Annotated in this window: 28 protein-coding genes; 13 read left to right on the plus strand and 15 right to left on the minus strand. The window is 64.5% G+C overall.

Annotated elements, in window-relative coordinates:
• Nucleotides 1-31: 31 nt before the first annotated feature.
• The gene (locus EOA23_RS02170) at nt 32-889 is read right to left on the minus strand and encodes a LysR substrate-binding domain-containing protein (protein WP_127302739.1); all 858 of its coding nucleotides are present in this window, start codon (nt 887-889) and stop codon (nt 32-34) included.
• Between the two features lie 96 nt (nt 890-985).
• On the opposite strand from EOA23_RS02170, the gene EOA23_RS02175 reads away from it, so the two are divergent.
• A complete protein-coding gene (locus EOA23_RS02175) occupies nt 986-1,885 on the plus strand; it encodes a DMT family transporter (RefSeq protein ID WP_245473967.1) in 900 nt (299 codons plus the stop codon).
• 3 nt (nt 1,886-1,888) lie between these two features.
• Here EOA23_RS02175 and EOA23_RS02180 read toward each other — a convergent pair whose 3' ends face one another.
• Nucleotides 1,889-2,500 (minus strand): thymidine kinase, encoded by a 612-nt coding sequence (locus EOA23_RS02180; protein WP_127302740.1) that lies wholly within the window; start codon nt 2,498-2,500, stop codon nt 1,889-1,891.
• A gap of 248 nt (nt 2,501-2,748) precedes the next feature.
• Here EOA23_RS02180 and EOA23_RS02185 point away from each other — a divergent pair, with 248 nt between their 5' ends.
• From EOA23_RS02185 to EOA23_RS02205, 5 genes are all read left to right on the plus strand, one after another.
• Nucleotides 2,749-3,684 (plus strand): choline ABC transporter substrate-binding protein, encoded by a 936-nt coding sequence (locus EOA23_RS02185; RefSeq protein WP_127302741.1) that lies wholly within the window; start codon nt 2,749-2,751, stop codon nt 3,682-3,684.
• 123 nt (nt 3,685-3,807) lie between these two features.
• Nucleotides 3,808-4,662 carry a choline ABC transporter permease subunit gene (gene choW / locus EOA23_RS02190; RefSeq protein ID WP_042640270.1) on the plus strand — a complete coding sequence of 285 codons (855 nt, stop codon included), beginning with the start codon at nt 3,808-3,810 and terminating at the stop codon, nt 4,660-4,662.
• On the plus strand, nt 4,659-5,840 hold the full coding sequence (gene choV, locus EOA23_RS02195; RefSeq protein ID WP_126059724.1) for a choline ABC transporter ATP-binding protein: 1,182 nt from the start codon (nt 4,659-4,661) through the stop codon (nt 5,838-5,840). The genes choW and choV overlap by 4 nt, the downstream gene beginning before the upstream one ends.
• Nucleotides 5,841-5,950: 110 nt before the next feature.
• Nucleotides 5,951-7,984: an autotransporter outer membrane beta-barrel domain-containing protein gene (locus EOA23_RS02200; protein WP_127302742.1), complete on the plus strand. Its 2,034-nt coding sequence runs from the start codon at nt 5,951-5,953 to the stop codon at nt 7,982-7,984.
• Between the two features lie 181 nt (nt 7,985-8,165).
• On the plus strand, nt 8,166-9,203 hold the full coding sequence (locus EOA23_RS02205; protein ID WP_127302776.1) for an MBL fold metallo-hydrolase: 1,038 nt from the start codon (nt 8,166-8,168) through the stop codon (nt 9,201-9,203).
• A gap of 114 nt (nt 9,204-9,317) precedes the next feature.
• Here EOA23_RS02205 and EOA23_RS02210 read toward each other — a convergent pair whose 3' ends face one another.
• On the minus strand, nt 9,318-11,273 hold the full coding sequence (locus EOA23_RS02210) for a transcriptional regulator (protein WP_245473971.1): 1,956 nt from the start codon (nt 11,271-11,273) through the stop codon (nt 9,318-9,320).
• A 281-nt stretch (nt 11,274-11,554) separates the two neighbouring features.
• Here EOA23_RS02210 and EOA23_RS02215 point away from each other — a divergent pair, with 281 nt between their 5' ends.
• Together EOA23_RS02215 and EOA23_RS02220 are read left to right on the plus strand one after the other, a co-directional pair.
• The gene (locus EOA23_RS02215; RefSeq protein WP_127302744.1) at nt 11,555-12,640 is read left to right on the plus strand and encodes a pyridoxal-phosphate dependent enzyme; all 1,086 of its coding nucleotides are present in this window, start codon (nt 11,555-11,557) and stop codon (nt 12,638-12,640) included.
• A gap of 93 nt (nt 12,641-12,733) precedes the next feature.
• Nucleotides 12,734-14,215 (plus strand): aspartate aminotransferase family protein, encoded by a 1,482-nt coding sequence (locus EOA23_RS02220; RefSeq protein ID WP_127302745.1) that lies wholly within the window; start codon nt 12,734-12,736, stop codon nt 14,213-14,215.
• A 19-nt stretch (nt 14,216-14,234) separates the two neighbouring features.
• Here EOA23_RS02220 and EOA23_RS02225 read toward each other — a convergent pair whose 3' ends face one another.
• From EOA23_RS02225 to EOA23_RS02235, 3 genes are all read right to left on the minus strand, one after another.
• Nucleotides 14,235-14,609 (minus strand): YciI family protein, encoded by a 375-nt coding sequence (locus EOA23_RS02225; protein WP_042640579.1) that lies wholly within the window; start codon nt 14,607-14,609, stop codon nt 14,235-14,237.
• Between the two features lie 94 nt (nt 14,610-14,703).
• Complete coding sequence (locus EOA23_RS02230) at nt 14,704-16,113, minus strand: ATP-binding protein (protein WP_127302746.1); 1,410 nt, start codon at nt 16,111-16,113, stop codon at nt 14,704-14,706.
• Nucleotides 16,110-16,826 (minus strand): response regulator transcription factor, encoded by a 717-nt coding sequence (locus EOA23_RS02235; protein WP_126059730.1) that lies wholly within the window; start codon nt 16,824-16,826, stop codon nt 16,110-16,112. Before EOA23_RS02235 ends, EOA23_RS02230 begins: the two co-directional genes overlap by 4 nt.
• Before the next feature lie 238 nt (nt 16,827-17,064).
• Here EOA23_RS02235 and EOA23_RS02240 point away from each other — a divergent pair, with 238 nt between their 5' ends.
• The 4 genes from EOA23_RS02240 to clpS all read left to right on the plus strand — a co-directional run bounded on the left by EOA23_RS02240 (nt 17,065) and on the right by clpS (nt 18,540).
• Entirely contained in the window at nt 17,065-17,370 is a 306-nt protein-coding gene (locus EOA23_RS02240; RefSeq protein WP_126059731.1) for a hypothetical protein, read from the plus strand.
• A 37-nt stretch (nt 17,371-17,407) separates the two neighbouring features.
• Nucleotides 17,408-17,650, plus strand: coding sequence for a hypothetical protein (locus EOA23_RS02245; RefSeq protein ID WP_127302747.1), 243 nt, complete (start codon nt 17,408-17,410; stop codon nt 17,648-17,650).
• A 141-nt stretch (nt 17,651-17,791) separates the two neighbouring features.
• Nucleotides 17,792-18,106, plus strand: a complete 315-nt coding sequence (locus EOA23_RS02250) for a hypothetical protein (RefSeq protein WP_189341471.1) — start codon at nt 17,792-17,794, stop codon at nt 18,104-18,106.
• 128 nt (nt 18,107-18,234) lie between these two features.
• A complete protein-coding gene (gene clpS / locus EOA23_RS02255) occupies nt 18,235-18,540 on the plus strand; it encodes an ATP-dependent Clp protease adapter ClpS (RefSeq protein WP_042640247.1) in 306 nt (101 codons plus the stop codon).
• 305 nt (nt 18,541-18,845) lie between these two features.
• Here clpS and EOA23_RS02260 read toward each other — a convergent pair whose 3' ends face one another.
• Together EOA23_RS02260 and EOA23_RS02265 are read right to left on the minus strand one after the other, a co-directional pair.
• Entirely contained in the window at nt 18,846-19,826 is a 981-nt protein-coding gene (locus tag EOA23_RS02260; RefSeq protein ID WP_189341472.1) for an IS5 family transposase, read from the minus strand.
• Nucleotides 19,827-19,981: 155 nt separating this feature from the next.
• A complete protein-coding gene (locus tag EOA23_RS02265; RefSeq protein ID WP_127302748.1) occupies nt 19,982-20,773 on the minus strand; it encodes a tryptophan 2,3-dioxygenase family protein in 792 nt (263 codons plus the stop codon).
• A 134-nt stretch (nt 20,774-20,907) separates the two neighbouring features.
• Between EOA23_RS02265 and EOA23_RS02270 the strand changes: the two genes are divergently transcribed.
• Nucleotides 20,908-21,378 (plus strand): Lrp/AsnC family transcriptional regulator, encoded by a 471-nt coding sequence (locus tag EOA23_RS02270; RefSeq protein WP_127302749.1) that lies wholly within the window; start codon nt 20,908-20,910, stop codon nt 21,376-21,378.
• 181 nt (nt 21,379-21,559) lie between these two features.
• Here EOA23_RS02270 and EOA23_RS35525 read toward each other — a convergent pair whose 3' ends face one another.
• From EOA23_RS35525 to EOA23_RS02305, 7 genes are all read right to left on the minus strand, one after another.
• Nucleotides 21,560-22,153, minus strand: coding sequence for a hypothetical protein (locus EOA23_RS35525; protein ID WP_189341473.1), 594 nt, complete (start codon nt 22,151-22,153; stop codon nt 21,560-21,562).
• A gap of 172 nt (nt 22,154-22,325) precedes the next feature.
• Nucleotides 22,326-23,489: a hypothetical protein gene (locus tag EOA23_RS02280; protein ID WP_127302750.1), complete on the minus strand. Its 1,164-nt coding sequence runs from the start codon at nt 23,487-23,489 to the stop codon at nt 22,326-22,328.
• The gene (locus EOA23_RS02285) at nt 23,486-24,379 is read right to left on the minus strand and encodes an HTTM domain-containing protein (RefSeq protein ID WP_189341474.1); all 894 of its coding nucleotides are present in this window, start codon (nt 24,377-24,379) and stop codon (nt 23,486-23,488) included. The genes EOA23_RS02280 and EOA23_RS02285 overlap by 4 nt, the downstream gene beginning before the upstream one ends.
• Nucleotides 24,363-24,803 carry a hypothetical protein gene (locus EOA23_RS02290; RefSeq protein WP_127302752.1) on the minus strand — a complete coding sequence of 147 codons (441 nt, stop codon included), beginning with the start codon at nt 24,801-24,803 and terminating at the stop codon, nt 24,363-24,365. The genes EOA23_RS02285 and EOA23_RS02290 overlap by 17 nt, the downstream gene beginning before the upstream one ends.
• Before the next feature lie 322 nt (nt 24,804-25,125).
• On the minus strand, nt 25,126-25,380 hold the full coding sequence (locus tag EOA23_RS02295) for a hypothetical protein (RefSeq protein ID WP_127302753.1): 255 nt from the start codon (nt 25,378-25,380) through the stop codon (nt 25,126-25,128).
• 342 nt (nt 25,381-25,722) lie between these two features.
• A complete protein-coding gene (locus EOA23_RS02300) occupies nt 25,723-26,106 on the minus strand; it encodes a GFA family protein (protein WP_126061396.1) in 384 nt (127 codons plus the stop codon).
• A 366-nt stretch (nt 26,107-26,472) separates the two neighbouring features.
• Nucleotides 26,473-26,826, minus strand: coding sequence for an SPW repeat protein (locus EOA23_RS02305; RefSeq protein WP_127302754.1), 354 nt, complete (start codon nt 26,824-26,826; stop codon nt 26,473-26,475).
• Nucleotides 26,827-26,979 lie beyond the last annotated feature (153 nt).

Below are 26,979 nucleotides of genomic sequence, written 5' to 3' on the forward strand. Positions count from 1 at the left end.
CACACCCCGGGCTGCGGGCAGTCTCCGCGGCTCAGGCCTGCTGCGCCAGGTCGCGGCGCAGAAAATCATGCAGACGATCGACCGCCGGTGTCGTCGACAAAGGGTTGCGCAGTATGCCGATCTCCAGGTCCGGCAACGCCGGCAGCCCCTCATTGGCGCCGATGATGCGCAGCGACGGCGGTACGCTTCGCTGGGCAAGGCCGGCGACCGCCAGCCCGGCTTGGACGACCGCGACCAATCCGAGCAGGGAGGCGCTGGAATAGGTGCAGCGATAGGATCGGTCGGCACCGCCCAGTGCCTGCAGCACATTCATCCGCGCCGCGCAGCCAGGCTCGAACAGGGCGACAGGGAGCGGATCGGTCTGCCAGGCGACGTGGTTGGGCGAGGCGACCCAGACAAAGCGCTCCAGCCTGACCACCTCGAGGGGCTGATCCTGCAGGCGGGTAACGATCGCCAGGTCTAGCCGTCCCTCCGCCAGGGTCTTCACCAGCGCGGTCGACTGCTCGCAGACGAGTTCGACGGTGACCAGCGGGTGATCCTCGGCAAAGCGCGACAGGACAGGCGGCAGCAGGAAGGCGGCGTAGTCGTCCGGCACGCCGAGGCGCACGCTGCCTGTTTCCTTCGGCCGGGTGACGCTCGCCCATGCCTCGTCGGACAGTTTCAGCAGCCGGCGCGCATAGACGAGGAAATCCTCGCCGGCAGCATTGGGGGTGACCGTTCTAGGGCCTCGCACCAGAAGCTGGTTGCCCACCATGTCTTCCAGCCTTTGCATCTGCATGCTGACCGCCGACTGGCTGCGGCCGACGCGCGGCGCCGCATTGGACAGGCTGCCGCTTTCGACGACGGCAACGAAGGTCTTCAGCAGGTTGAGGTCGAGTGGAGCGGCCATGGCACTATCAGCATATCGAATAGATACTCACAAATCTATTCGCTTGATTGAAATCGTTTCGGCTGGCCAGATGAGCTTCGATCCGTTGGAGAGCCGATGATGAGGGGCATATCGATCGCCCGCTTCCCCGCCGCGAGCCTCGCTCTGGCGATGGTGATTGCCGGCACGGTCGGCGCCTTCGTCACGGAGTCGGGACAACATCCCGTCACCGTCGTCTTCTGGCGATGCGTGTTCGGCTCGCTGTTCCTGGCCGCCTGGTGCCTGCTGCGCGGCTACCTGCCGGACCGGACGCTGTCCCCGTCCCGGCTTGCGCTCGCCGCGCTTGGCGGCGTTTGCATGGTGCTGAGCTGGACGGCCTTCTTTGCCGGCTTCGGCATGACATCGATCGCGACGACGACGATCGTCTACCATGTCCAGCCGTTCTTCGTGGTGCTGATCGGCGTTGTCTTCCTCAAGGAACGCATTTCGCCCGACCAGATCCTATGGATGCTTGGCGCGTTTCTCGGCGTGGTGCTGGCCAGCGGCTTGGTCGTCACACACGGCCATGCCGACGCCAAATGGGCGTTGGGCATCGCGCTGACGCTGGGCGCTGCCCTGCTTTATGCGGTGGCGACGATCCTTGCCAAGGGCCTCGGACAACAGCGCGCGGAGATCACCGTGCTTTGCCAGACGCTGGTCGGGGTCGTGTTGCTCGCCCCGTTCGCCGACATGGGCCATCCTATTGCGCCTGCGTCGTGGGGCTGGCTGGCCGGGATCGGGGTCCTGCATACCGGCATCGCCTATGTGCTGATGAATTCCGCCTTTCCGCGCCTGACGACGCCAGTGATCGGCATCCTCACCTTCATCTATCCTGTCGTCGCCATCATCATCGACTGGGCCTTGTACGGCCACCCACTCGGACCGGCGCAGGCTGCGGGCATGGCGCTGATTGCGCTGGCAACCCTCGGCGTGCGGCTTGGCTGGCGGTTTCCGATGCGGCGTGTCTCGGCCGCCTAAACCTCAGGGGCTGACAAAACCAATTAAATCGTCGGGAGCAGACCTGCCCATTTCCTCTTCCCAATGGCGGCGGCAGAGCGAGACATAGACGTCCTTGCCGATGGCGACCTGCTGGCCCTGCTTCGCCACCTTGCCGTCGGAGCCGAGCCTGACCACCATCGTGGCCTTGCGGCCGCAGCGGCAGATGGTGCGCACCTCGCGCAGGTCGTCGGCGATGGCGAGCAGCGCGCGCGAGCCGGAAAACAGATTGCCCTGGAAATCGGTGCGCAGGCCGTAGCACATGACCGGGATGTTCAGCCGATCGGCGATGCGCGCGAGCTGCCAGACCTGCTCCTCCTCGAGGAACTGAGCCTCGTCGACGAACACGCAATGCACGGTCGTATGTTCGTGATGCTCGGCGACCCTGGCGAAGAGATCGTCGCCGTCGCGGAACATCTCGGCCTCGGATTCGAGACCGATGCGCGACGAGATCAAGCCGCTGTCGCCCTTGCGATAATGTCCGGCGACGAACAGCATCGTCGACATGCCGCGTTCGCGATAGTTGTAGGACGCCTGCAAGAGCATGGTCGTCTTGCCGGCATTCATCGTCGCGTAGTGGAAGTAAAGCTTGGCCATGCGTCCTTCTAAGCTCACATGTCGGCGCCCGGGGAGGGGGGCCGAGGCTCCGTCCACCAAAAACTCCCAACCGTCTAAAATCCGATGTCGTTCAAAAGCCTGTCATGTCGCGTAAAGGCCAGCGCGCGCCGTTCGTCGTGATGTTGAAGCGCTTGAAACGGCTTCAAAATGGTGTTTGGCTGACGAAACAAGGCGGGCGCAAGAACCGTGACTTCGCACCGCCTAGTAATTGCAATGGGAGAAAGTTCATGTCGCGTATGAAATCTATCGCTGCGGGCATCGGCCTTGCGGCGCTTCTGACCACGACCGCCGCTTATGCCGGCGATCCGGCGAGCTGCAAGGCGGTTCGCCTGTCCGATGTCGGCTGGACCGACATCCAGGCCACGACGGGGCTGGCCTCGGTGCTGCTCACCGCGCTTGGCTACGAGCCGCAGACGATCCAGCTTTCGGTGCCGGTGACCTATGCGTCGCTGAAGAACAAGGACCTCGATGTCTTCCTCGGCAACTGGATGCCGTCGATGACCAACGACATCAAGGACTATACCGCCGACGGCTCGGTCGAGACGATCAGCACCAACCTGACCGGTGCCGGCTATGGCATCGTCGTGCCGACCTATGTCGCGGATGCCGGCGTCAAGACGCTGACCGATCTCGGCAAGTTCAAGGACAAATTCAACGGTAAGATCTACGGCATCGAGGCCGGCAATGACGGCAACCGCATCATCCTCGACATGATCAAGAACCCGAAGGACAATCTGGAGGGCTTCGAACTGGTCGAGTCGTCGGAAGCAGGCATGCTGACGCAGGCCGAGCAGTCGATGAAGAACAATGAGTGGATCGCCTTCCTCGGCTGGACGCCGCACCCGGTGATGGGCGCCATGAAGATCACCTATCTCGACGGCATGGGCGACAGCGGCTTCGGCGCCGCCACCGTCTACACCAACGTGCGCAAGGGCTACACCACCGAATGCCCGAACGCCGGCAAGTTCATCGCCAACCTTAAGTTCAATCTCGACATGGAAGGCGAGATGATGGACGCGATCCTGAAGGGCGGCGATGCCCAGACGGTGGCGAAAGACTGGCTGAAGAAGCATCCCGACGCCGTTGCGCCGTGGATTGCCGGCGTCACCACCTTTGATGGCGGCGACGCGGCTGCCGCCGTCAAGACCGCGCTCGGGAGCTGAGCCGCTTGGGACCGGCATGATTTCCGGAAAAGGGCAGCCCTTGAAGAGGCTGCCCTTTTTCATATGCCTGGAGACGTGAGAGGATGACCGTGCGGCAAGCGCGGCGAAGCCGAGAGGGGAAAGATGGATCCGATTTCGAAATTCCTGACCGACTACAAAATCCCCATCGGGCCGTGGGGCAAGGCGTTCTTCGGCTTCCTGACCGACAATTTCGACACCATCTTCCGGGCTTTTTCAAACGGGTTGAATTTCATCCTCGACGGGGCGGTGAACCTCCTGCTGATGGTGCCGCCGGTGCTTCTGGCGCTGGTCATCGCGATCGTCGCCTGGCTGCTGCAGCGTTCGCGGCCGCTCGCCATCGGCGTCTTCCTCGGCCTGATCTTCATCATCAACCAGAACCTGTGGAAACAGACGGTGCAAACGCTGGTGCTGGTCGTTGCCGCCGCCGCCATGGCGATGGCGATCGGTGTGCCGCTCGGCATCTGGGCCGCGCACAAGCCGAAGGTCTACCGCGTCATGCTGCCGGTGCTCGACCTGATGCAGACGCTGCCGACCTTCGTCTACCTGATCCCGGTGCTCACGCTGTTCGGCCTCGGCAACGCGCCCGGTCTCATCGTCACCATCATCTTCGTCATCCCGACGGCAGTCAGGCTCACCCATCTCGGCGTGGTCTCGGTGCCCAAGGCGATCATCGAGGCGGGGGAGGCCTTCGGCGCCACCAAGCGCCAGCTTCTGTGGAAGGTGGAGCTGCCATCGGCGCTGCCGACCATCATGGCGGGTCTCACGCAATCGATCATGCTGTCGCTGTCGATGGTGGTGTTCGCCGCCCTGATCGGCGCCGGCGGCCTCGGCACGGAAATCAACCGCGCGCTCGGCTCGCGCCGCATCGATCTCGGGCTTGAGGCGGGGCTTGCCATCGTTGTGCTCGCGATCGTGCTAGACCGCATGACCCGCATCGGCGTTGGAGGCAAGAAATGACCGTCGCGGTTGATTTCAAGAACGTGGACATCGTCTTCGGCGCCGACCAGGCCGGTTCGCTGGCGCTGATCGACCAGGGCGCCACCCGCGCCGAGATCCTGGAGAAGACCGGCAATGTGCTGGGTTGCGCCGGCGCCAGCCTCACCGTGCATGAAGGCGAGATCTCGGTGCTGATGGGTCTGTCCGGCTCCGGCAAGTCAACGCTGCTTCGGGCCGTCAACCGCCTGAACGTCGTGTCGCGCGGCCAGGTGCTGGTCAAGGACGGCGACCGCATCGTCGATGTCGTCACCTGCGACGAGGCGACCTTGCGGCGGCTGCGGCAGAAGCAGGTGGCCATGGTGTTCCAGCAGTTCGGCCTGCTGCCCTGGCGCACGGTCGAGGAAAATGTCGGCTTCGGCCTCGAGCTTGCCGGCGTGCCGGAGGCGGAACGCAAGGCGCGCGTGCAGAAGCAATTGCAGCTCGTCCATCTCGACCAGTGGTCGAAGAAATACGCCCATGAGCTTTCCGGCGGCATGCAGCAGCGCGTCGGCCTGGCGCGCGCCTTCGCCACCGAAGCGCCGATCCTCTTGATGGACGAGCCGTTCTCGGCGCTCGACCCGCTGATCCGCACCAAGCTGCAGGACGAATTGCTGCAGCTTCAGGCGGAACTCAAGAAGACCATCATCTTCGTCAGCCATGACCTCGAGGAGGCGCTGAAGATCGGCAGCCACATCACGATCATGGAAGGCGGCCGCATCGTGCAGACCGGCGCGCCGGAAGACATCGTTCTGCGGCCCGCCAACGACTATGTCCGCGACTTCATCGCCAATGTTAACCCGTTGTCGGTGCTGACGGCGTGGAACGTGATGCGCGACCGCCGCGACCTGGAGCAGGGCGACAATGGCTGGGTGTGGCTCGACAGGCGCAAGACGACGCGCTTCAAGATCGACGAGCATGGCCTGGTGGCGGCGGCCGAACGCGACGGCAAGCCGGCGGTGTGGGTCTCCTGCGCCGATGTCGAGCGCCAGCCGGAGGAAGGGGCCCAGGTGTTCTGGGCCAATCCCGGCACTCCGCTGAAAACGGTGATGCTCGCCATGCATCGCTCGCAGACGGCGCCGGTGGCGCTGTTCGACGAAGGCTCGCGCTTCGTCGGCGCGATCGGCATCCGCGACGTGCTCAGCGCCGTGCTGCGGCGATAGGCTTCTTCGCAGGCGTATAGCGCGCTGGCTGGGCGTTTCGCCCGCGGCTTGTCTTTCGCTTCCTTCGGGCGCAGAATCTATCTGTTGCGTGGCCATGCGCCAGAGGGGTGATGCCGACGTCGCGCACAGGGGTTCCAGGCGCGATAGCGCTGTCGATTGTCGCCGGGGTCTCGCTTGGAAGCGGCGCGGCGTTCGCCCAAGATTTTGTCATCGGCAATGGCGTCATTGCCGGCCAGCAGACGATGAGCAATGCTGGTGATGCCGGCCTCGTCGAAGCAAACGGAGCGATCGAAACATTCGGCGCCGGCGTCGATGCCGTGCGGATGTTCAATTCGGGTCAACGGCTGGCCAATTACGGGCTGATCGCAACATTGGGCGGCGGCGCCGCCAATGTGCATTCGCAAGGGCCCGACGCGACCATCCTTAACAACGGAGCCATCCTGGCGATCGGCGATGGCTCGATCGGCATTTTGTCGGAAGGCGGCGATACGCAGATCGTGAACAACGGCACGATCGAAGCGCTTGGCGCCGCCACATACGGGATCATCAGCGATGCTCCGGCCGGGCAGGTGGATAACCATGGCTTTATCGGCGTTTCCGGCACGGCTGCCGCAGGCATAATCGGCGATGGGCCGGACCTGACGGTGGACAACAGCGGATCCATCGAGGCCTATGGGACCGCGGCCGGAGGGATTCTGTGGCAGAGCGACGGGCTGCGACTCGATAATTCCGGGTCGATCATTGTGTCGGGCCTGGCTTCGGTCGGCATCGGCGCCAGCGGCAATGACATCACCATCGCCAACAGCGGCACGGTCGATGTCTTCGGGACGGCTTCGACGGGTATCAGTGCGCTGTTCGGCAACGCCACGATCACCAACTCCGGTTCGGTGATCGTAGAGGGTCTAGGCGCTGTCGGCATTGCGGCCCAGGGCGGCAGTTCCGTCATCACCAATTCCGGTCACGTCTTCAGTGACCAGAGCGTAGCGATCTATTTCGGCGCGTCTGGCGCCACGCTGAACCTGTTGGGCGGGACGGCCATCCAGGGGCCGATCGTCTTTTCCGGTGGCGGCAACACCGTCACCTTCGGCCCTGGGCTCAACGCCGTCATGAGTTTTTCAGGAAGCGGCCTGCCGCAAACCATCTTTACCGGCGGCAGGCCGTTCGTGACCAGCGGCGACAGCGTGGCGGTGGTCGACATCACCGAGTTTGCGAGCAGCGGGCCGCTGATCTCGGACCTTATCGACGGCATAGCCGGTGTCGCCGAGGCCCGTATGGCTTCCCCAGACGACGGCTTGCCTGCGCTTCGGAAAGGTCCGGACGCCTGGATCTCCATTTTCGGCGGGATACGCTCCCAGGGTGGTTCCGGCGCATCGGCCGGGTTCAGCGAGGCGCTGGGCGGTGTGGTCGCCGGCGCTGAAAGGCACTCGGGCGACGGCTTCCTCGGCGGCTTGTTCCTCGGCGGCGCCGCCGGGTCTACCGAGGTCGACGACGACGCGCAGGAGATCGTCCATCGCGGCGCTTTTGTGGGCAGCTATCTCGGCTATGACGCAGCTGCGCATTTCGCCGAAGCGGCGTTCGTCGCCGGCGTGCTGCAGGAGCGCAGCCGCCGCCATGTCGCGAACAATCTGGTGCTCGGCGGCATCGAAACGGCGCGGGCCGATTTCAACGGCGTTTTCCTGAGCCCCTCGGTCACGCTCGGCATGCGGCTGCCGGTGACGGCCGGCACGCTGATACCCAGCGTGCGGCTGCGCTACGCTGGGCTCTTCTTCGACGACTACACGGAGACCGGCTCGGACGGCGATCTTGCGGTCTCGCGGCGTGACGTCAACGTCTTCGAGGCGCGTGGCCAACTCGCGCTGGCGCTCGCTCCCGTCAACGCGCCAAGCCAGACCTGGCAAACCACGCTTCGCGCCGGGGTCGACGCGATCGCGCAAAACAGCGATGACGTTTCGGCAACGCTGCTCGGCCAGAACGTCTCTTTTCCCGCGGGCGGCAGGAAATTTGTGTTGCGCGGCTTTGCCGGCGCGGACGTCGCGGCGGAAGTGGGCGCCGGCATGACGCTCAATGCCGGCTTCGAGGCGGGTTACGGGACCGACAACGCCTTCACTGTCCGAGGCCAGGCCCGCCTCAGCAAGGCTTTTTGAGGGTTCTGATCGACCAGCCCGCGCCGCATTTGAGGGCTGGCATCCCGTGGCTGCGGGGAAGGCCATCTACCGGCTAATATATTTTCGAAAATCCATTCCGATTCCGATCGCCGGTGGAGTAGAATATTGCTACGACCGCGAGGCGATGCCCGGCGGTGAAAATGCAGCGGGGTTTGCGACGATGATCTTCCGTCAGCTCTTCGATTCCGTCTCGGGAACCTACTCCTATCTGCTGGCCAGCCGGCGCGGCGGCGAAGCGCTGATCATCGATCCGGTGCTGGAGAAGGTGGATCGCTATCTCCAACTCGTCAACGAGCTCGATCTCAGGCTGGTCAAGGCCGTGGACACGCATCTTCATGCCGACCACATCACCGGCCTCGGCGCGCTGCGTGACAGGACGCATTGCGTGACCGTCATGGGCGAGCAGACCAAGGCCGACGTGGTGTCGATGCGGCTCGCGGACGGCGACAAGCTCGGCATCGAAGGGCTGGCGCTCGACGTCATCTACACCCCCGGCCACACCGACGATTCCTACAGCTTCGTTCTGCCCGACCGGGTCTTCACCGGCGACACGCTGCTCATCCGCGGCACCGGCCGCACCGACTTCCAGAACGGCGATCCGCGCCAGCAATATGAATCGATCTTCGGCCGCCTGCTCAAGCTGCCCGACGAGACGATGATCTTCCCGGCGCATGACTACAAGGGCGAGACCGTGTCGACGATCGGCGAGGAAAAGGCCTTCAATCCGCGCCTGCAGGTGAAGTCGGTCGACGAATATGTGAACATCATGAATAATCTGAACCTGGCCAACCCAAAGATGATGGATGTGGCCGTGCCCGCCAACATGCGGGTCGGGCTGCATCAGGACGACATCGCCAGCCGCGGCTGGGCGGTCAGCGCCGAGCAGGCGCTGGCGCTTGTCGGGCGGCCCGACGTGGCGCTGATCGACCTGCGCGAGCAGTCCGAACGCGAGCGCCACGGCGTCATCCCCGGCGCCATCCATCTGCCCTATGCGCGGCTCCAGGAGAACATCATGGCCGGCGGCATGCTGCACGAGCTGGCCAAATCAACAGCCAAGCAGCTGCTGTTCTACTGCGCCTTCGGCGAGCGTTCTGCGATGGCAGTGCAAGCGGCCCAGGATGTCGGGATTTCCAGCGCTCGCCACATCCAGGGCGGCATCGACGCCTGGCGGAAGGCGAGCGGGCCGCTATCCCACTAGAGCGTTTCACCGTTTCACGGAAACGGCGATCCGCTCTATCCCTTTGTTTTTACGCAATTCCGGACGGAAAACCGCTCACACTTTTCCTGGAATTGCCCTAGCAACCGACCGGATTCAATTCAGTCCGATCAGCTTGGCGCCGTTGCGGAACAGAGCCTCCCCATCCCGGTCGAAGCGGAAGGTGGCGATGAAATCGTCGGCGCGATAGTTCGGCAAGGTGCTGCGGATCGTGGCGGCGAAGGTCCGCGCCTCGTCCTGCCGGTCGGCCAGCGCCAGGCAATGGGCGGCGATCGCCAGGATGATGACATGGGCGTTGGGCCTCGCGGCCGCCTTCAGCGCCCATTCGGCCGCCGATTCGAATTCGCCCAGCCTGGCGTGCGCCATGGCGCGCGCGCCCATCATGCCGAACAACAGCGGATCGAAGGGGCTGAGATGGCGCGAATGGTCGGACGAGCCGATCGCAGACTGGGGGTCGCCCGACTGCGAATGGACGAAAGACAGCGCATAATGGCCGAGCGCGAAATTGGGGCTGAGGTCGACGGCGCTCGCCAGTTCCAGCAGCGCGCCGTCCTGCTCGCCGCGCAGCCACAGCGCGCGGCCCATCGCCCAGTGGGCGGCGGGGTTGCGGTCGTCGACCAGCAGGCTCTGGCCGGCGCTTTCGAAGGCAAGCGCGGTCTCGCGATCGCGGTCGCCCCAGCGCTGGAAAGCGTTCTGCCAGTGGGTGAAGGACATGCCGGCATAGGCGCGCGCGAAAGTGGGGTCCAGCTTCAACGCTTCGCCGAAGAAATGCTGCGCCAGCTCGTTTTCCTGGCGGGTGAAGCGATACATGTGCCAGAGGCCGCGATGGTAGGCTTCCCAGGCATTGAGCGAATTGGGCGCCTTCAGCAAGGCGCGGTTGCGCTCCACCGTCGCGATCTCGGCGGCAATGGAAGAGACGATGCTGTTGCCGATATCCTCGACGACGATGAAGATGTCGTCGGGCGAGTGCTCGAAGGTATCGGCCCAGACGATCCTTGCCGTGCGGACCTCGACAAGCTCGACCGACACGATGAATCGGCCCGGCAGAGCTCGCACCGAGCCAGTCGCGACATAGTCGACATTCAGACGACGTCCGGCGTCTTCCGGCGCGATGTTCTTTTCGGCGAGCGCGAAGACCGAGCCGCGGGCGATGACGAAGAAATCGCGAAGCTTGGCAAGCCGCGTAATGATGTCGTGCGTCAGGCCGTCGGCAAGCCCGCCGCGGAAGCCGCCGGTGCCGGCACTCTCGGCAAACGGCATCACCGCGAGCGAAGCCCGGCGCGTCGCCGCGGGCTCGGATTCGATCGCGGCGACCGGCAGGTCCGGGGCCGGGAAGGGCGGCCCGGATCGGGCGCATGGCGTTGCGCCGACGTTTCGGGCCCTTATCTCCTGCCAGGCTTCGCGCAACGGCGTGAAATCCAGCTCTTCCGAGTGGAACAGCTCCGCCGCCGTCGCTAGATGCTCCTCGCCGGCGCCGATCTGGCCGCGCCGCGCCAGATTTTCCAGCAGCGCCACATGCGCGCGACCATCGAACGGCGCGAGCTCCAGCCATTTGTCGATATAGGCGCCGGCCTCATCGGCTCCGGGCGGGAGAAGGCCGATGATGTGCTCGAGGACGGCGACATGGCATGCGCTGAAACGGCGGCGCTGCGCCGTCAGCCAGCTGCCGAAATGCGGGCTGCGATCGAGTTCCAGCCCATCGAGGAAGTCGCCGGCGAACAGTTGCGCGAGCGTCCGCAGACGGTCGAGGCCGAGCGTCTCGATCCCTTCCGCCACCGCGCCAGCGGCCTCGACGGCATCGACGCTCATATCGCCGAGGCGAAGCGCCACGGTGTCGCCTTCGGTCTCGATCCGGCGCAAGCCGGGTTCGTCCAGCGCTGCGCGCAGCTTGCTCAGGCACCAGCGCAGCTCGCCGCGCGGATCGTTGGGCACGTCCCAGAGAAGCTCGCAAAGACGGCTGCGGCTGACGGGGCGGGGCGCCAGCGCCAGATAGGCAAGCAGCGCGCGCAGCTTGCGTGACGATGGCAGCGCGACGGGAACATCGTCGCGCATGATCGCGAGCGGGCCGAGCAGCCGGATCGACAGGCGGGCTGCCTTGCTTTTCTGGGCCGACCAAACGGATTCCACGTCCGTTTCCACGCTCGCTCCCACGCTGACTGGTTGGTCCATGTTCTATCACCAAACACAACAGGGCGCATCTGGCGACGAGTTCTCGAGCCGGAACCGGTCTTTGCCGAATGTCGGCAAGCAACCTAACGCGGCAAGGTGTCGAAACCGCGCCGCCCAATCCGCCGGTCTGTAACCGGCATGTGAGATTTCGAGGAGAAAGATCCATGTTGCATCAGTTGAAAATCAGGACCACGGCCGGGCGCGGCCGGCTGTTCGACAGCATTCTCGACACGGTCGGCGACACGCCGGTCATCCGCATCAACAATCTCGGGCCGGGTCACGCGACGATCTATGTGAAGGCCGAGTTCTTCAATCCGGCGGCCTCGGTCAAGGACCGGCTGGCGCTCAACATCATCGAGGAAGGCGAGCGCAGCGGCAAGCTCAAGCCCGGCCAGACGGTCGTGGAGGCGACCAGCGGCAACACCGGCATCGGCCTTGCCATGGTTTGCGCGCAGAAAGGCTATCCGCTGGTGGTGACGATGGCCGACAGCTTCTCCATCGAGCGCCGCAAGCTGATGCGCATGCTGGGCGCCAAGGTTGTGCTGACGCCGCGCGCCCAGAAGGGTTTCGGCATGTACAAGAAGGCGGTGGAGCTCGCCGAGGCCAATGGCTGGTTCCTGGCGCGCCAGTTCGAGACGGAAGCCAACGCCGCCATCCATGAGGCCACCACGGGCCGCGAGATCATCAACGATTTCGCCGGCTCAAGGCTGGACTATCTGGTCACCGGCTACGGCACGGGCGGCACGGTGACCGGCGTTGGCCGCGTGTTGCGCCAGGAACGGCCGGAAGTCAGGATCGTGCTCGCAGAGCCGGCGAACGCGCAGCTGATCGGCAGCGGCAAGGCCCAGGAGCGCGGCGTCGGTGGGGCTCCGGCCGCCAGCCATCCGGCTTTCGAGCCACACCCGATCCAGGGCTGGACGCCGGACTTCATCCCCAATGTCCTGCAGGAGGCGATCGACCAGCACTACTATGACGAGGTGGTGCCGATCCCCGGCCCCGAAGGCATCAAATGGGCGAAGGCGCTGGCGCAGCAGGAAGGCATCTTCACCGGCATTTCCGGCGGCGCCACCTTCGCCGTGGCACGCCAGATCGCCAGCAAAGCCCCGGCGGGCTCGGTGATCCTGTGCATGCTGCCCGATACTGGCGAACGCTACATGTCGACGCCGCTCTTCGATGGCATCGAGGCCGAGATGGACGCCGAGGAGACGGCGCTGTCGCGCTCGACGCCGAGCTGCCAGTTCGAGGCCTGACGACGATCCGCGGCGTCGTCCGTTTTCGGGTGGCGACGCCTCGGTGCTTGGCTGCACATTGGCTGATCTGGAAAGGGCTGCGGGAGAAATCGCATGGATAGCTTGCGGGCTTTAACAGCCGCCGACGAAACGCTCGATCCGGCGGACTGGGCCGATGCGGAAGCGCTCTCGCACCGGATACTCGATGACGCCATCACCTATCTCAGGGATGTGCGTGAGCGCCCGGTCTGGCGCGAGATGCCGGCCGAGGTGCGATCGTTTTTCAAGACACCCCTGCCGCGATCGCCGGCGCCGGTGGCCGAGGTCTATGACGATGTCGCCCGCAACGTCATGCCTTATCCGATGGGCAACATCCATCCGCGTTTCTGGTCCTGGTATATGGGGGCCAGCAACTTGACCGGCGCGCTCGGCGACTTCCTGGCCGCGATCCAGGGCTCCAATCTCGCCGGCGGCAACCACGCCGCAGGGCTGATGGACGGCCAGGTGGTCAACTGGATGAAGGAGATGGTCGGCTTCCCGGCCTCGGCCAGCGGCACGCTGGTCAGCGGCGGCTCGATGGCCAACATCATCGGCCTGACGGTGGCGCGCAACGTCAAGGCGGGCGTCGACGTGCGCGAGCGTGGCGTCGGCGCCATGCCCAAGCCGCTGCTCTACTATGCCTCGGACCAGGTCCATTCCTGCCACCGCAAAGGCATGGAAGCGCTTGGTCTCGGCAATCGGGCGCTGCGGCGGATCCCGACCGACGCAGCGTTGCGCATCGATAGCAGCGCGCTCAAAGCGGCCATCGCGGAGGATCGCGAGGCGGGTTTCAAGCCGGCCTGCGTGATCGGCACCGCCGGCACGGTCAACACCGGCGCGGTCGACGATCTGCAGGTGCTGGCGAAAGTGGCGGCCGAAGAAGACCTCTGGTTCCATGTCGACGGCTGCATCGGCGCGCTGATCGCGATCGCGCCCGAGAATCGATCGCTCGTCGCCGGCATCGAGCAGGCGGATTCGATCGCGCTCGATCCGCACAAATGGCTGCATGCGCCTTTCGAGGCCGGCTGCGCGCTGGTGAGGGACCCGTCAGCCCACCGCAACACATTTGCCGTCACGCCGGAATATCTGGAATCGACGCCGCGCGGCCTTGCCTCCGGGGCGTGGCTGCACGACTACGGGCTTCAAACGTCGCGCGGTTTCCGCGCGTTGAAAATCTGGATGGCGTTGAAGGAGCATGGTGTCGAAAAGTTCGGCCGGCTGATCGACCAGAATATCGCCCAGGCTCGTTACCTCACCGGAGTGATCGAGGCGGAGCCGGCGCTCGAGCTGATGGCGCCGACCACCATCAACATCGTCAGCTTCCGACACCGGCTTGATGACGGGTCCGAAGAGGGGCTCAAGGCGTTCAACACCGAGATCATGCTGAGACTGCAGGAAGAGGGCATCGCGGCTCTGTCCGACACGACCGTGCACGGCCGGCATTGCCTGAGGGTGGCGATCGCCAATCACCGCACGCGCCGCGACGATCTCGACCTGCTGGTGCGCGAGATGCTTCGGCTTGGGCGGGAGATCAAGGCGGCCGCGCCACCAATGTGAAACACGCCCGAAGCGTATTTCAACGAGCCGCCAGTGTGGCGCCGGGCAGATAGAGCATGATCGGCCGGATCTCGTAGACGGCGGAAGGGTTGACGCGCTTGAGATCGCGCGCGGCGGCGATCGCTTCGTCCTGGTTCGCGCAGTCGAGGACATAGAGGCCGAGCAACTGCTCCTTGGTTTCGGCGAAGGGACCGTCGATCACCATGCCGTCGCCGGGACCGCGCAGCGTCACGGCCTTGGCCGTCGCGTCGAGCCTCGCTGCCGGGCCGAGCTTGCCCTCGCGCGTGAGCCTGTCGTTGACATCAAGCAGGTCCTTCATCAGCGCCGCATCCTCGTCGGGCGTCCAGGACTGGACGGTGTCTTCGACGTGGTAGGCCAGGATAGCGTAAAACATGATGCGGTTCCTCATAGCCAGGACGGGCGGCACTATCACAAGGAAGAGCCGGCCGATCCAGTGGCGGATTGGGACCAGCAAGCCGCCTGCTGACTCAAGCTGCCACCGGCAGTCGCAGCTCCGTCAGCAGGCCGCCGCCGGGGTAATTGGAAAGATTGACCTCGCCGCCGGCGCCGCGGGCGATGTTGCGGGCGATGGTCAGGCCAAGGCCGAGGCCGCCGGTGGTGCGATTGCGCGATTCCTCCAGCCGCACGAAGGAGCCGAACACCGCGTCCAGCTTCGCTTGCGGGATGCCGGGGCCCTCGTCGCGGATCGAGAGCGTGATCGTGTCGCCCGTTCGCCGCACGCCGAGATGCGCCTTCTTGCCGTAGGTCACCGCGTTCTGGATGAGATTGGTGATGCAGCGGCGCAGCGCCACCGGCCGCGCGATGCAGATCAGGCCGCGCGAAGGCGTCGCATCCTCGTCGAAGGATGCATCTTCGAAAGAGTCCGCCACCGATTCCACCAGCGACCAGAAATCGATCCGCTCGGCCTTTTCCTCGGTCACCTCGAATTTGGCGAAGTCGATGACGGAACTCGCGATGCTTTCGATGTCGGCGAGGTCGTGCGCCAGCGCCTCGCGCGCGGGCGACCTGCGCAACAGCTCGAGGCGGAGCCGCATGCGGGTCAGCGGCGTGCGCAGATCATGCGCCAGCGCCGCCGCGAGGTGCTCGCGGTCCTCGACATAGTCGCGCAGCCGCATCTGCATGGCGTTGATCGCCTTCGCCGCGGCCCGGATCTCGCGGCTGCCGCTCTCGGAGATCGGCGGGCTTTTCAGGTCGTTGCCGATCCGCGTCACCGCCGTCTCCATCATCCGGTAAGGCGCGGTCAGCCGGCGTAGCGACCAGATCGACATGATGACGATCAGGCCGGCGATCAGCGAATAGAGCGGCAGGCTGTCGGGGCTCAGAATCGGCCCCGCCGGCGTGATCGGTTCCGTGAAATTCAACCACTGCCCGTCGGAAAAACGCAATGATGCCGTCAGCTTGTCGCTCTGCGCGAAATCCGCGGCGAGGACCAGAAGGTCGCGTTCGACCTGGCCGACATCCTTGTTCACCGCCTGACCGTCCGGGACGTCGGCCTCCTGGGTGGCCGGATCGCGCCGCACGCGCGCGTCGGTGACGCCGAATTTCGAAAGGCGGCCGACCAGGATGTCCTCCAGCTCGGCCAGTTCATCATCGCCGGCGATCGAGGAGGTGACGGCGGGCGTGTCCGAAACCGTCAGCGCATAGGTCGAGTTGAACAGGCCGGATGCGGTCGCCTTGCGCTCTTCGGGCGTGGCGTCGTGCATCAACTGCACGAGCGAATAGGCACGGTCGTTCAACCGGTAGAGATCGACGATACCGTTGGCGGCGGCGCGGTCGCGAGCCACGATGTAGAGCGTCGCCACCTGGCTGAGCATGAGGCCGGCAATGACGATGAGCAGCACCCAGGCAGGCAGGGTCTGCGGCAGGAAGCGTCTCATTCGGACGTTGTCTCGGGCAGGAACTGATAGCCGCCGCTGCGCACCGTCAGGATCAGTTTCGGCGTTTTCGGATCGTCTTCCATCTTGCGGCGCAAGCGGCTCACCAGAATGTCGACGCTGCGGTCGAAGCTGTAGCCGGTGTCGCCGCCGGAGAGCTCGATCAGCTGCTCGCGGGTCAGCACGCGTCCCGCGCTCTTGACGAGGGTCTGCAACAGGTTGAACTCGGCCATAGTCAGCTCTACCCGCACGTCGTCGGGGGCCGTCAGGCGCCGCCGCGCGCAGTCCATCGTCCAGCCGGCGAAGTGATAGATCTGCTTGGCGACCGGGCGACGCGGCTCGGCGCTGCCGTTGCGCCTCAGCACGGCACGGATGCGGGCCAGGAGCTCGCGCGGATCGAAGGGCTTGGGCACATAGTCGTCGGCGCCCATTTCGAGACCCACAACACGGTCGGTCGTCTCGGTGACCGCGGTCAGCATGATGATCGGCGTGGTGTAGTTGGCGCGGATCTCGCGGCAAAGCTCGAGTCCGCTCCTTCCAGGCAGCATCACGTCGAGAACGATCAGGTCCACCGGCGTGCGGCGCAGGACCGCCTCCATCTCGGTGCCGTCACCGGCCACCGTCGTGTGCAGCCCGCGCTTCTGGAAAAACTCCTGCAGCAGGTCGCGTATGCCCTTGTCGTCGTCGACGATCAGTATGTGTGCGTCCGATTTCACTCGAAACCTATGATTCTGTTAGCCGAGCGTCCCTTCGGCGATCCCTCACACGATAGAATTCGGGCCACATCTTGGCCAGTGGTCGCGATCGCAGCGCCGGTCGGGTTCCCCAGAAACAATCCAGAAACAAAATTCTACAGTCGAGAAAAACTGGTGAAAAATTTCAAGGTCATAACCGGTGCCGTGGCGGTCAGGTCATCGGCTGCGACGCAAGTTTCCGGAGTAACGGACGAGACCAATGCAGAGGTTCTGGATCAGCGTGATGGGTGCTTTGCTCAGCATATCGCTCATCACAGCAGCGGCCGGCGCCTCAACCGCAAAGGTCGCGCCACCGCTCACCCGGACCGAGCGTTGCACCAATCTGAGCCGTCAGGTTGACGAAGCCCTCGAAACCCATGCCGCGGCAACGCAGGTCACCGCGGCGAAAGCACTGCAAAGAAAGGGAGACCGGTTCTGCGCCAACAAGAAACAGGCACAGGGTATCCGGATGCTCGCAAACGCTTTGAAGCTGCTTGGAGTGACACCGATCGATCCTGTTCAGTGACGCTCATCCAGATCTGCAAGAAAAAGGAAATGAAGCCATGAAGAAGTCCATCCTCTCCGCCCTCGGCCTCGGTGTCGCTCTCGCTTTCGCCATGCCGGCTCTCGGCAACGCCGCCGCCACGACGACCGCTGCTCCGGCTGCCTCGACCGCGACCACCACGGCTGCTCCGGCCGACGCCACCGCCAAGCCGGTGAAGAAAGTCGCGGCCAAGAAGCACAAGAAGGCCCCCACGAAGAAGGTCGTCAAGAAGACCGAGAAGAAGGACGCTCCGAAGACCTGATCCAGTCTTCGGCATTCGATCTTACAAAGCCGCTCCGGCTCAGGCCGGGGCGGCTTACGCGCGACGGAAGCCTTCTCGGTCGGCAGTTTCCGCCACGCACCCTTAACCTGATTGCAATGCCGGTGCTGTAGGACAATCCGCATGAAGAAGCGGTTTTCGTCCCTGATGCGTTCGCTGACACTCGGCGGCCTGATCGTCACCGCGGCTGCGCGATCGTTGATCATCTTTACCGCAAGCCCCGTGCCGGATCCCGCCAGCGGCAGGATCGAGCCAGAGCTGTTCGCTCCGCTGATCTCTTCAAGCTTCGACTACATCACGCCGGCGCAGTCCTGGATTCTTCTCGCGCTGACCGGCTCGACGATGATCGGCTTTGCCGTCTGGATGCTCTTCGCGCTCCTGGAGCGCGGATCGGGCGGCCCCGACAGGTCGCGCACGGCCGGGCGGCAGGGCCGTTGACCGGCAGCCAGCGCTTCCCCACATAGAGTTGATCGCCCTGGCCTTGTCGCCGTTGCGCAGTCAAATGGACGAGCGCGTTCCCGCGTGACAAAGTGAGGTGAAACCCAGTTCATCGCTGGTGGATTCCGATGCCCGAAACCGTCATCAAACCCCGTGTCAAGGCGCAGCCGAAGACCGAGCGGCCGAAGCTCTACAAAGTCATCCTGATCAATGACGATTTCACACCGCGCGAATTTGTCGTCACTGTGCTCAAAGGCGAGTTCAAGCTCAGCGAGGACCAGGCGCATCGTGTCATGATCACGGCGCACACGCGAGGCGTCTGCGTCGTTGCAGTGTTCACCAAGGATGTCGCCGAAACCAAGGCGACGCGGGCGACCGATGCCGGCAAGGCCAAGGGCTATCCGCTGCTGTTCACCGTCGAGCCGGAAGAGTAGGGCCAGGCGCTTTTCCTTCTCCCCTTGTGGGAGAAGGTGGATCGGCGCGCAGCGCCGAGACGGATGAGGGGTGCTCCAGCTTGGCGCCAAGCTTACCCCTCACCCGGATTGCCAGCCGATTTGTGAAGGACAAATCGGGGCAATCCGACCTCTCCCACAGGGAGGGTTTTGCATGGGAGCCGATATTTAGCGCACGAGGCAGATGGGCGTTTTTTGAAAGGCGCTCTGGCCGCTTTGGCGGGTTGTTTTGCCTCGCTCTTGAGGCCTCAGGCCGCCTTGGCAGTGGATTTTGGGCGGACTGCGCCTCATGCCGGCTTCCTCTTTGGGAAGAGGACTGCGGCCGCTCTTTGCAGATTGTAGCCGCAGCCGGCAAGCATGCACTGCGTCCGGTTGGTCGCAAGGTTGAAGAAGCGCAGTCGCCGCATGCCGTAGCGCTGTTTGAACACTGCAAACGGCCGCTCCACTGCCGCCCGCACCTTCGAGATGAGCCGGTTGCGCTGCTTCTGACGCGGTGTCAGCGGATGGTGCTTGTTGGCTCTGTGCATTAGCCGGTCCTTGATGCCGGCCTGCTTCAGCCGGGCATGGCGGGCATGGGTGTAGTAGGCTTGGTCGCCATAGGCCGCCTTCTCGTCCCCGATGATCAGGCCGTCGGCCGGCTCGGTATCGGTGACCGATGCATCCGTGAAGTCCATGCGCCGGATCAGCGTATGAGCATCGTCGACGCCATTGTGCACCTTATAGCCGAACACGGTCTTGTTGCCCTTGCGTCCCCAACGTGCCTCGCCATCGGCCGATGGCCGCGCCGTCGCCTCCTCACCCTTCTTCGGCTTCGCCGGCGGGCGCGCGGCGGCCTGCATGAAGGAGGCATCGATCAACGTGCCGCGCTTGACGATCAGCCCCTTCTGCTCAAGCTGCCGCGTGATCTCATAAAACACCCGGTCGATCAGCCCATCGCACTTCAGCTCCTCGCGGAAACGCCACAACGTCGAATGGTCCGGCGTGGGGTCCGACAGGCTGAAACCGGCAAAGCGGCGGAACGACAGCCGGTCGCGCAGTTGTGCCTCCAGCGAAGGATCGCTGAGATTGTTCCACACGCCAAGCAGCAAACAGCGCAGCAAGGCCTCGGCCGGATAGCTAATGTTGCCCCGTCCTGGTCCGCTGCGCTGACCAAGAAGCGCCTTGATCGGCACCCAGTCGATCACTCGCGCGATCTGGTCAAGCTCCGTCACATCCGACCACACCAGCCCATCCGCAAGGCTCAGTTGTCCAAGCACGCGATCGACCATCCGAATCATCTCCCCTTCATGCCGGACCTACGGAATCACCAACTCAGTTCCGTGCAAAGCCCTCCCTGTGGGAGAAGGTGGATCGGCGCGTCAGCGCAGAGACGGATGAGGGGTGTTCCAGCGGAGTGAGACGCTGGCTTTCCCTGGAGCACCCCTCATCCGGCCGCTTCGCGGCCACCTTCTCCCACAAGGGGAGAAGGAGAATGGTGCCGCGGATGGCTGATCGAGTCCCGCACGGTGCCGTATTCGGCGCCCCAGCGGTCGGTCATGTCGCAACGGATGTCCCACAGTTCGGGGAAGAAGCGGTGGCGGGCGCCGCCTTCCAGCATCTCCACCGGGCGGCCCTTCAGCGACTTCGAGCCCAGCCCGATCGAGCGGTGGATCAGATAGAGGTGGTTGGCGCGGAATTTCTGGAACAGCTCGTCGAACTCGATCAGCGCCTCGGCCACGACATAGGCGTCGCCATGGTCGTAATGCTCGTCATAGATATCCGCCACGGTCAGCCCGCGGTCGTCGAGATAGACATGCCTGAAGGCCCGCCAAAGGTCGGGCGGCAGGCGCAGCAGGAATTTGAAGCCGGGCGATTCCTGGCCGCTGCCATTGCCGAGCTGCAGGCGGATCTGCTGATACTCCTTGGGCGACATGGTCTCCAGGAGATCGAGCTGCGCCGTCATCATGCGCATAAGCCGGTGCACGCGGCCCATCAGCGTGACGATGCGATGCGTGTTCTGTTTCTCCAGGTAGTCGAGCACGTCGACAAGCGTGTAGGCGATGAGCTTCATCCACAGCTCCTCGACCTGGTGCACGATCTGGAACTGCAGCTCGTCGGCGTTGACCATCTCGGCAAGCGGCTTCTGGCAGGCGAGCAGCTGGTCGCATTTCAGATAGACGCCGTAGTCGCGCATCTCGGGCGCCTCGATGCGGGCGTGATAGTCCGTCTTGTCCATGGCTCATCCTCCTCGGGGCATGACCGCGCCACAAGGATAGCGCCTCCGGCTTGAACATTGTTCCTTTCTGTTATCCAAATGGCATGAAATGAAGGACGATTATCGCTTCTTCCCGCACCAATGGAGAACGAACCGTGCTGGATGCCCTGGACCGCAGAATAGTCGCCGCGCTCGAGCGCGATGCGCGGATCTCCTTCGGCGAGCTGGCAGAGGAGGTCGGCTTGAGCAAGACGCCATGCTGGAAGCGGGTGAAGGCGCTGGAAGAGGCAGGCGTCATTCGTGGATATTCGACCCGCATAGATCCGGCCAGGATCGGTTTCGGCATCGAGGCCTTCATCCAGGTGTCGATCGACTTCGAGGTGTCGGACGCCTTCGAGGCGGCGGTGAAGACGCACCCGCTGATCCGCCGCTGCTACGCCACCACGGGCGAAGCCGACTATCTGCTGCAGATCGTCACCGTCGATATGATGGCGCTCGACCGCATGCTGCGCGAGGAGCTCAGCCGCCTGCCGGGCGTGCGCCGCACGGTGACCTCGATGGCGATGCGCGAGATCAAGGGCGACATCTCCTTTGCCGAGGCGGCGGCGCGTGCGCTGAGGGGCTAAGGCGAGCACACCGAATGGGTCGCACGCGCCCACCGTGGAGGCGCGCGGCGCCCTGACTTTTTCTGGGATGATCGGGAACGGGCGTCGAACCTGTCTATAGTCGCGACGGGGGTACGGCGGTGGCGGGTTCATCTCAATGACAATCAGGGCGCAGGCTGCCCGGCGATGGCCGGCGCGAGGCTTACGGATTCTCGAATTCGCCTCGAAGGCCGATTTCGCGCGCCTTTCCCTTCCGAGAAATATGCTGGCCACGGCGCTGATCGCATCGACCTTGCTGCTGCCGGCGGCCATCTCGAGCCGTGCCGCGTCGGTCCTTCCAGAGCCGCGAGACGAGCTCCACCAGCCGGATGCGAAAGCCATGCTGCAGGACGCCAAGCGCGCGCTTCTGGCGGCCAATGGTGGGAATGGCGGCAATGGGGGGAACGGCGGAAACGGTGGCAATGGGGGGAACGGCGGCAACGGAGGGAATGGCGGCAACGGCGGCGGCTCCGGAAACGGCGGGAGCAACGGCGGTGGCGCTGGAAACGGTGGCGGCAATGGCGGCAACGCCGGAAACGGTGGCGGCAATGGCGGTGGCGCCGGAAACGGTGGCGGCGATGGCGGCAACCCTGGAAACGGCGGCAGTAACGGCGGCGGCACCGGAAACGGCGGCGGCAATGGTGGTGGCGCCGGAAACGGTGGCGGCAATGGCGGCAACCCTGGAAACGGCGGCAGTAACGGCGGCAATGGTGGTAACACTGGAAGCGGCGGCAGCAATGGCGGCCATGGCGGCCATCACGACTCCAATGTCGGCCATTCGGACGGCGGACCCCGCTCCTGCGGAGCCTCCTCACGAGTGTCTTGCTGACGCCGCTTGACCTCGAAGCGCCGCGCGCCGGAGCGGCAGAAAGCAACGTCCTTCCAGTTTCCTGTTCCGGCTCGCCGCTCCCGCGGCGCGGTGAACCGCCCTATGGGCCGGTGCGGTAGGCGAAATCGTCGATCGCGGCCTGCCAGTAATGTTGCGTGCGGATCTCGAGCCGCGTGATGCGCCTGTAGTCGGCCGCGAAATAGACCAGACCGTTGGCGGACAGCGTCAGCCGATCCTCATAGGCGGGCTCACCGCCCCGCCAGGCCTTGAGGATGAGCGTCTCGCCCTCCGCGTCGTCCCAGCCGGCGCCGAAATAGGCGCCGGTGAAATCGAACGCTTTGTCGCTGAACACCTGCGCGGGATGGCCTGAGCTGTTATAGGCGATGAATTCGCCCGACATGGTGGTGTTGACGTAGCCCGGGCCGTCGGTGAAGCGCTGGTGCATGGCAACGAGATTGTACCAGTCGAGCCCGCCATAGCCTGACGGGACCTCGAACACGCCGGGCGACGTCATCAGGTCGTCGAAGCCGACGACATGCTCCTGGGGCAGCGGCGCCTCGGCCGGTCCGCCCTTGTCGGAGAACGTGGAGAGCACCACCGGCGCGGCGCCGACCACGACATGCCGCCGCTCGGTCGCCCCGGCGGCCGAAAAATCGACCAGCCATTCGCCGGGCGCCACGGCTGCGCTGAAGCCCCCTTCCGGACCGACCTTGGCGGCGATGCCGACGCCGTCCGGCCCTGTCAGCGAAACGCGTGCCCGGGCGGCGACAGCGCCGCTGATCGTAAGATCCGCCGCAAGCCCGACGGGGTGGGTCGTGGTCTTTGCAATCATGTCGCCCGGCGATCCGGGCGAAACGACATAGTCGCTTTCCTGCGCGGCGTTGCCGGTGGTGACCGAGTAGGCTGGCGGCGGCACGACGCGGAACGCATAGTGCCCGGGATCGACGACTTCGAAATCGCGGTGCAGGACCGACATGCGGAAGTTGGCGAAGCCGCCGGCATTGGTCAGTCGCATGATGGTGCCGGCGTTCGGCCTGTCGAGCTCGACAGCCACGCGCGACATCGGCCGGTCGCCCAGATCGTAGAGGCCGTTCCTGTTGAGGTCGCGGAACACCAGCAGAGATGTGTTCATCTGGCCGCCTGCGAAGGAATCCCATGTCCGCCTGGGATAATAGTCACTCGCATCGCCGGCACGGGCCATGCCGCAGACCATGGCCAGGCCGGTGGCGGCGGCGACGACGGCGCCCAACGAACCACGCTTCACGAAATTTCCCCTCCGGCGGTCGCCGTCGATCCGATCCCCTGGAGACGCGCGATCACCTTGTCCACGGCATCGGCATCGAAATAAGCGAGATAGAGCAACGCCATGGTGGCGCTGAAGGTGTAGACCGGCAGCGTCACATAGATGATGGCGTGGAAGGCCAGGCCCGGCAGGACCAGATAGCGCCTCGTGGCGCGAAACGGCAGACCGAAGGCAAGGCAATATTCGAGCGCGACAACACCGAAGGATACGATGGCGAGCCAGGCAAGGCCGGACGGATAGTCCGAACCGGCGTAAAACCAGAGGAATATCTGCTCGAGCCGCGCGCCGCTGAGAAAGGCATAGTTCGACTTGTCGAAGGCGGCGAAGAAATAGAGCGCCGAGAGCTGCACCACGATCAGCCGCAGCCCCCACAGGTTGCCGCGCTCCACCGGCAGTGGAACGCCCGCACGCTCGGCGCGTACTACCGCCAAATAGCGGTCCAGCGAATAGGAGCGGTCGCAAGGGGTGAGCGCGATCAGGAGCGCCGCGACGGCAAGCAGATAGGCATGGTGGTGGGTCCAGGGCTCGCGGCCAAGCTCAAAGCCGAAGTAATAATACATCGCCAGTCCGACCGAGCCGGTCCAGACGGCGGCGGCGCGGCTGTGATAGCCGACGAAGAGCAGCGCCGTGGCGAGGAAGAAGTTGGCGGCGAGAAACAGGCCGGCCGGCGACTGGTCCCTATAGAGCAGCAGCTCGCCCGCCCAGCGCGACCAGAACAGCATTGCCAGGCCGATGCGGATCAAGGCGGACGAACGCGACGAGCCTTCCGTGCCGGCCGCCCAGGCGGCGAAGCGCGCCGCCATGGCCGGCGCCAGACGCCAGTCGGCGATGGCTTCAGTCGGCGCAGGCATTTTCGGCATCGGTATGGATCGTCTGCCAGCCGCCGCGCGTGCCCAGCCGGGCGCGGACACGGATGTCGGCGCCCTGCCCGGCGACCGTGCAGAGCCGGTTGATGACGGAAGCCAGTTCCTCGCGGTTCTGGATCCACTTCAGCCTGCCGTTGCGGGGCGCGCCGAGCATCTCGAACCGGTCGAGCGAGACAAGCGCGCCGTCAGGCCCGCGGATTTCGAAGGAAGCGTCGATGACGCCCAACCCGATCGCGCTGAACATGGTCCAGGAACGCAGCCACGGCGATTGCACCCCGAAGACCTGCTCCGCGGCCGGACCGGCGATCATGAAACCCGCGATCGCCATGAAAGCGCAAAGCCGCAGGCGTCCCGCCGACAGCCGACCGGCGGGCCGCGCACCTATCCTGATTGAGATGATATCCGCCACCCGCGCACCCCCGTCGCGATCATAGACCGGTTCAACGCCAGGTCTTCGATCATCCCAGAAAAAGTCAGGGCTATACGTAGGTCAGAAAGGCCAACAAACAGGCGACATGGACCGCCTTTATTGGGTCAGACGACCTTGGCCCGTCGCAGCAGCCTGCGGTCCGCGCAACGGGCCAAGTGGCCTGCCTTTTGCCCGCCAGCTAAAGGCTGGCTCCTCCCATCCTCCGCTTCAGGGCAGCGGAGAGCTCGAACAATGACCGGGTTGTGCGAGGCTTGGCGATAACTTTTGTTAGTCCCAACTAAAATAAGCGACCCGGCGCTGGCTAGCGACCCGCGTGGTGGATCCCTGGCAGCGTCTGGGAGACGCTGAGCGTAGCAGAATAGACAGGCCTGCCGACTTCATCATGGACGGACACGGTCACCGTTTCATCCAGGTCGCTTGAAGCCATTTCGTCGAGGCCGATGTCGTGCAGAGCCTTGAGCGCTTCTCGTCGCATCTCGCTCAAACTGCCGAGATCGACCCAGGCATCACCCAGGCACTGCCCGTTTCGGATGACCTCGAACCTGTAATTCGACATGTGCCATTGTGAGACGAAGGGATAGCAGCCGCATTAAAATTTGAGAGCCGGCTTGCTGACAAGGTTCGGGATCGTCGAAGGGGACCGATAACCCTTCACTGAAGACCGCCCGCCGATCTGGCCAGCAGCCCGGAGCGTCATTTATAAAAGATGCAGCAACGCTAAAATTAGCCTGTGCACTGTCAGAATTTGAGGTCGCCGAACCCGCCCAGACAGCTCACTTTGAAGGTGCGGCGAACTTCGATTCGCCGGGCCGGCGCCGGGAAATCCACCCCAACAGGCAACGGGCGCCGGTCACTTACATTGGCGACGGGCTGCCATCATCGCGCCCCGCGAATGATCCTAACCCTCCTGCTCCTGCGGTAGGCCGTCGGTTAGATCGTAAAAATCGGATTTCGAGCCGACGAAAATATGCTTGCCAAGGCGCAGACCTGTCGGTGGGTCAAGGGTCCCGGCAGCGACGAAGGTTTCACCGCCTGGAGCCGCCCTCCAGAACAGGTTGCTGCCGCAGCGCGAGCAGAAGCCGCGTTGGGCTTTGTCTGACGAGCGGTACCAACGGAGACTGGACGAGGACAACAGTCGAAGATCCACCGAACGACAGGCCGCCATGGCTGCGAAGTTGCCGCTCGTGCGCGCGCACTGGGTGCAGTGGCAAGCTATAGGCTGGGCAAGCTCACCCGCAATTTCATAGCGTACGCCCCCGCATAGACAATGACCCGATGACATGGAGAGCCCCTGGGCGACCTAGCGCCGTTGTTGCCGGATGAAATCCCATTGCCAAAGCCCTAGCGCTGATCCCCTGAGCGCTGGGGACCGGAGGCTTGGAGCCGGCCACCCGCGCCGCCTCTTCCTTCTCGGCGTCTGCCTTGCGCTTCGGGCATTCCTCGAAATCATGGTCGCGCCCGCCGCAATAGGAGCAGCATTTGGCGGGGGTGTCGGGGTGGAGCATCGAGACCATTCCCAAGAATGCACGAAAAGGTTTCCGGTTGCAGCAATTGCGTGAAGCCGCCGCAACAGCCGCCCTGCCCCATCCCGAGAGAGCAACTTCAAGGAGCTCGCCGCTCGCGCGGCGGGCTCCCGACCGATCACCGCTCACGCATGCGCGTGAGGATGACGGAAGTCCCAGACGGCCCAGGCCGATGCCACGACCACCAGCACGCCGAGGACGACATGCGTGGTCATGACATTCGTGTCAGCCGCAAAGCCCAGAAGCCAGGGCGACACGATCAGCCAGAGCCCGAGGACGGCGCTGACCCATTCTTCCCACTCGGCGAACACCGAAAGCGTCGCCAGCGCCAGCGCGCCGAGCAGAACGCCGACGCTCCAGGCGTTCCACGCGGGCACCATCGCCGCGGTGAATCCGATGACCCAGGGTGAGATGAAGAGGCAGATCGCGAGGACCAGAGTGATCCAGTCCAGGCTCTTTCTTGTTTCCATCATTGCCATGACAACCTCCTTGGAGCTTGACCAAAGCAACTGTATCCGCGTGGACATTGCACGCTCACGATTGATGTAATTACGCTTTTGCAGCGCTGCAAGGAGGGCCTGAGCGGCCGCGGCTCGCCCGGGCCGATCTCATCCGCCCGACGGCAAGGTGCA

Origin of the sequence: Mesorhizobium sp. M2A.F.Ca.ET.042.01.1.1 (assembly GCF_003997405.1) — a bacterium.
GTDB lineage: Bacteria > Pseudomonadota > Alphaproteobacteria > Rhizobiales > Rhizobiaceae > Mesorhizobium.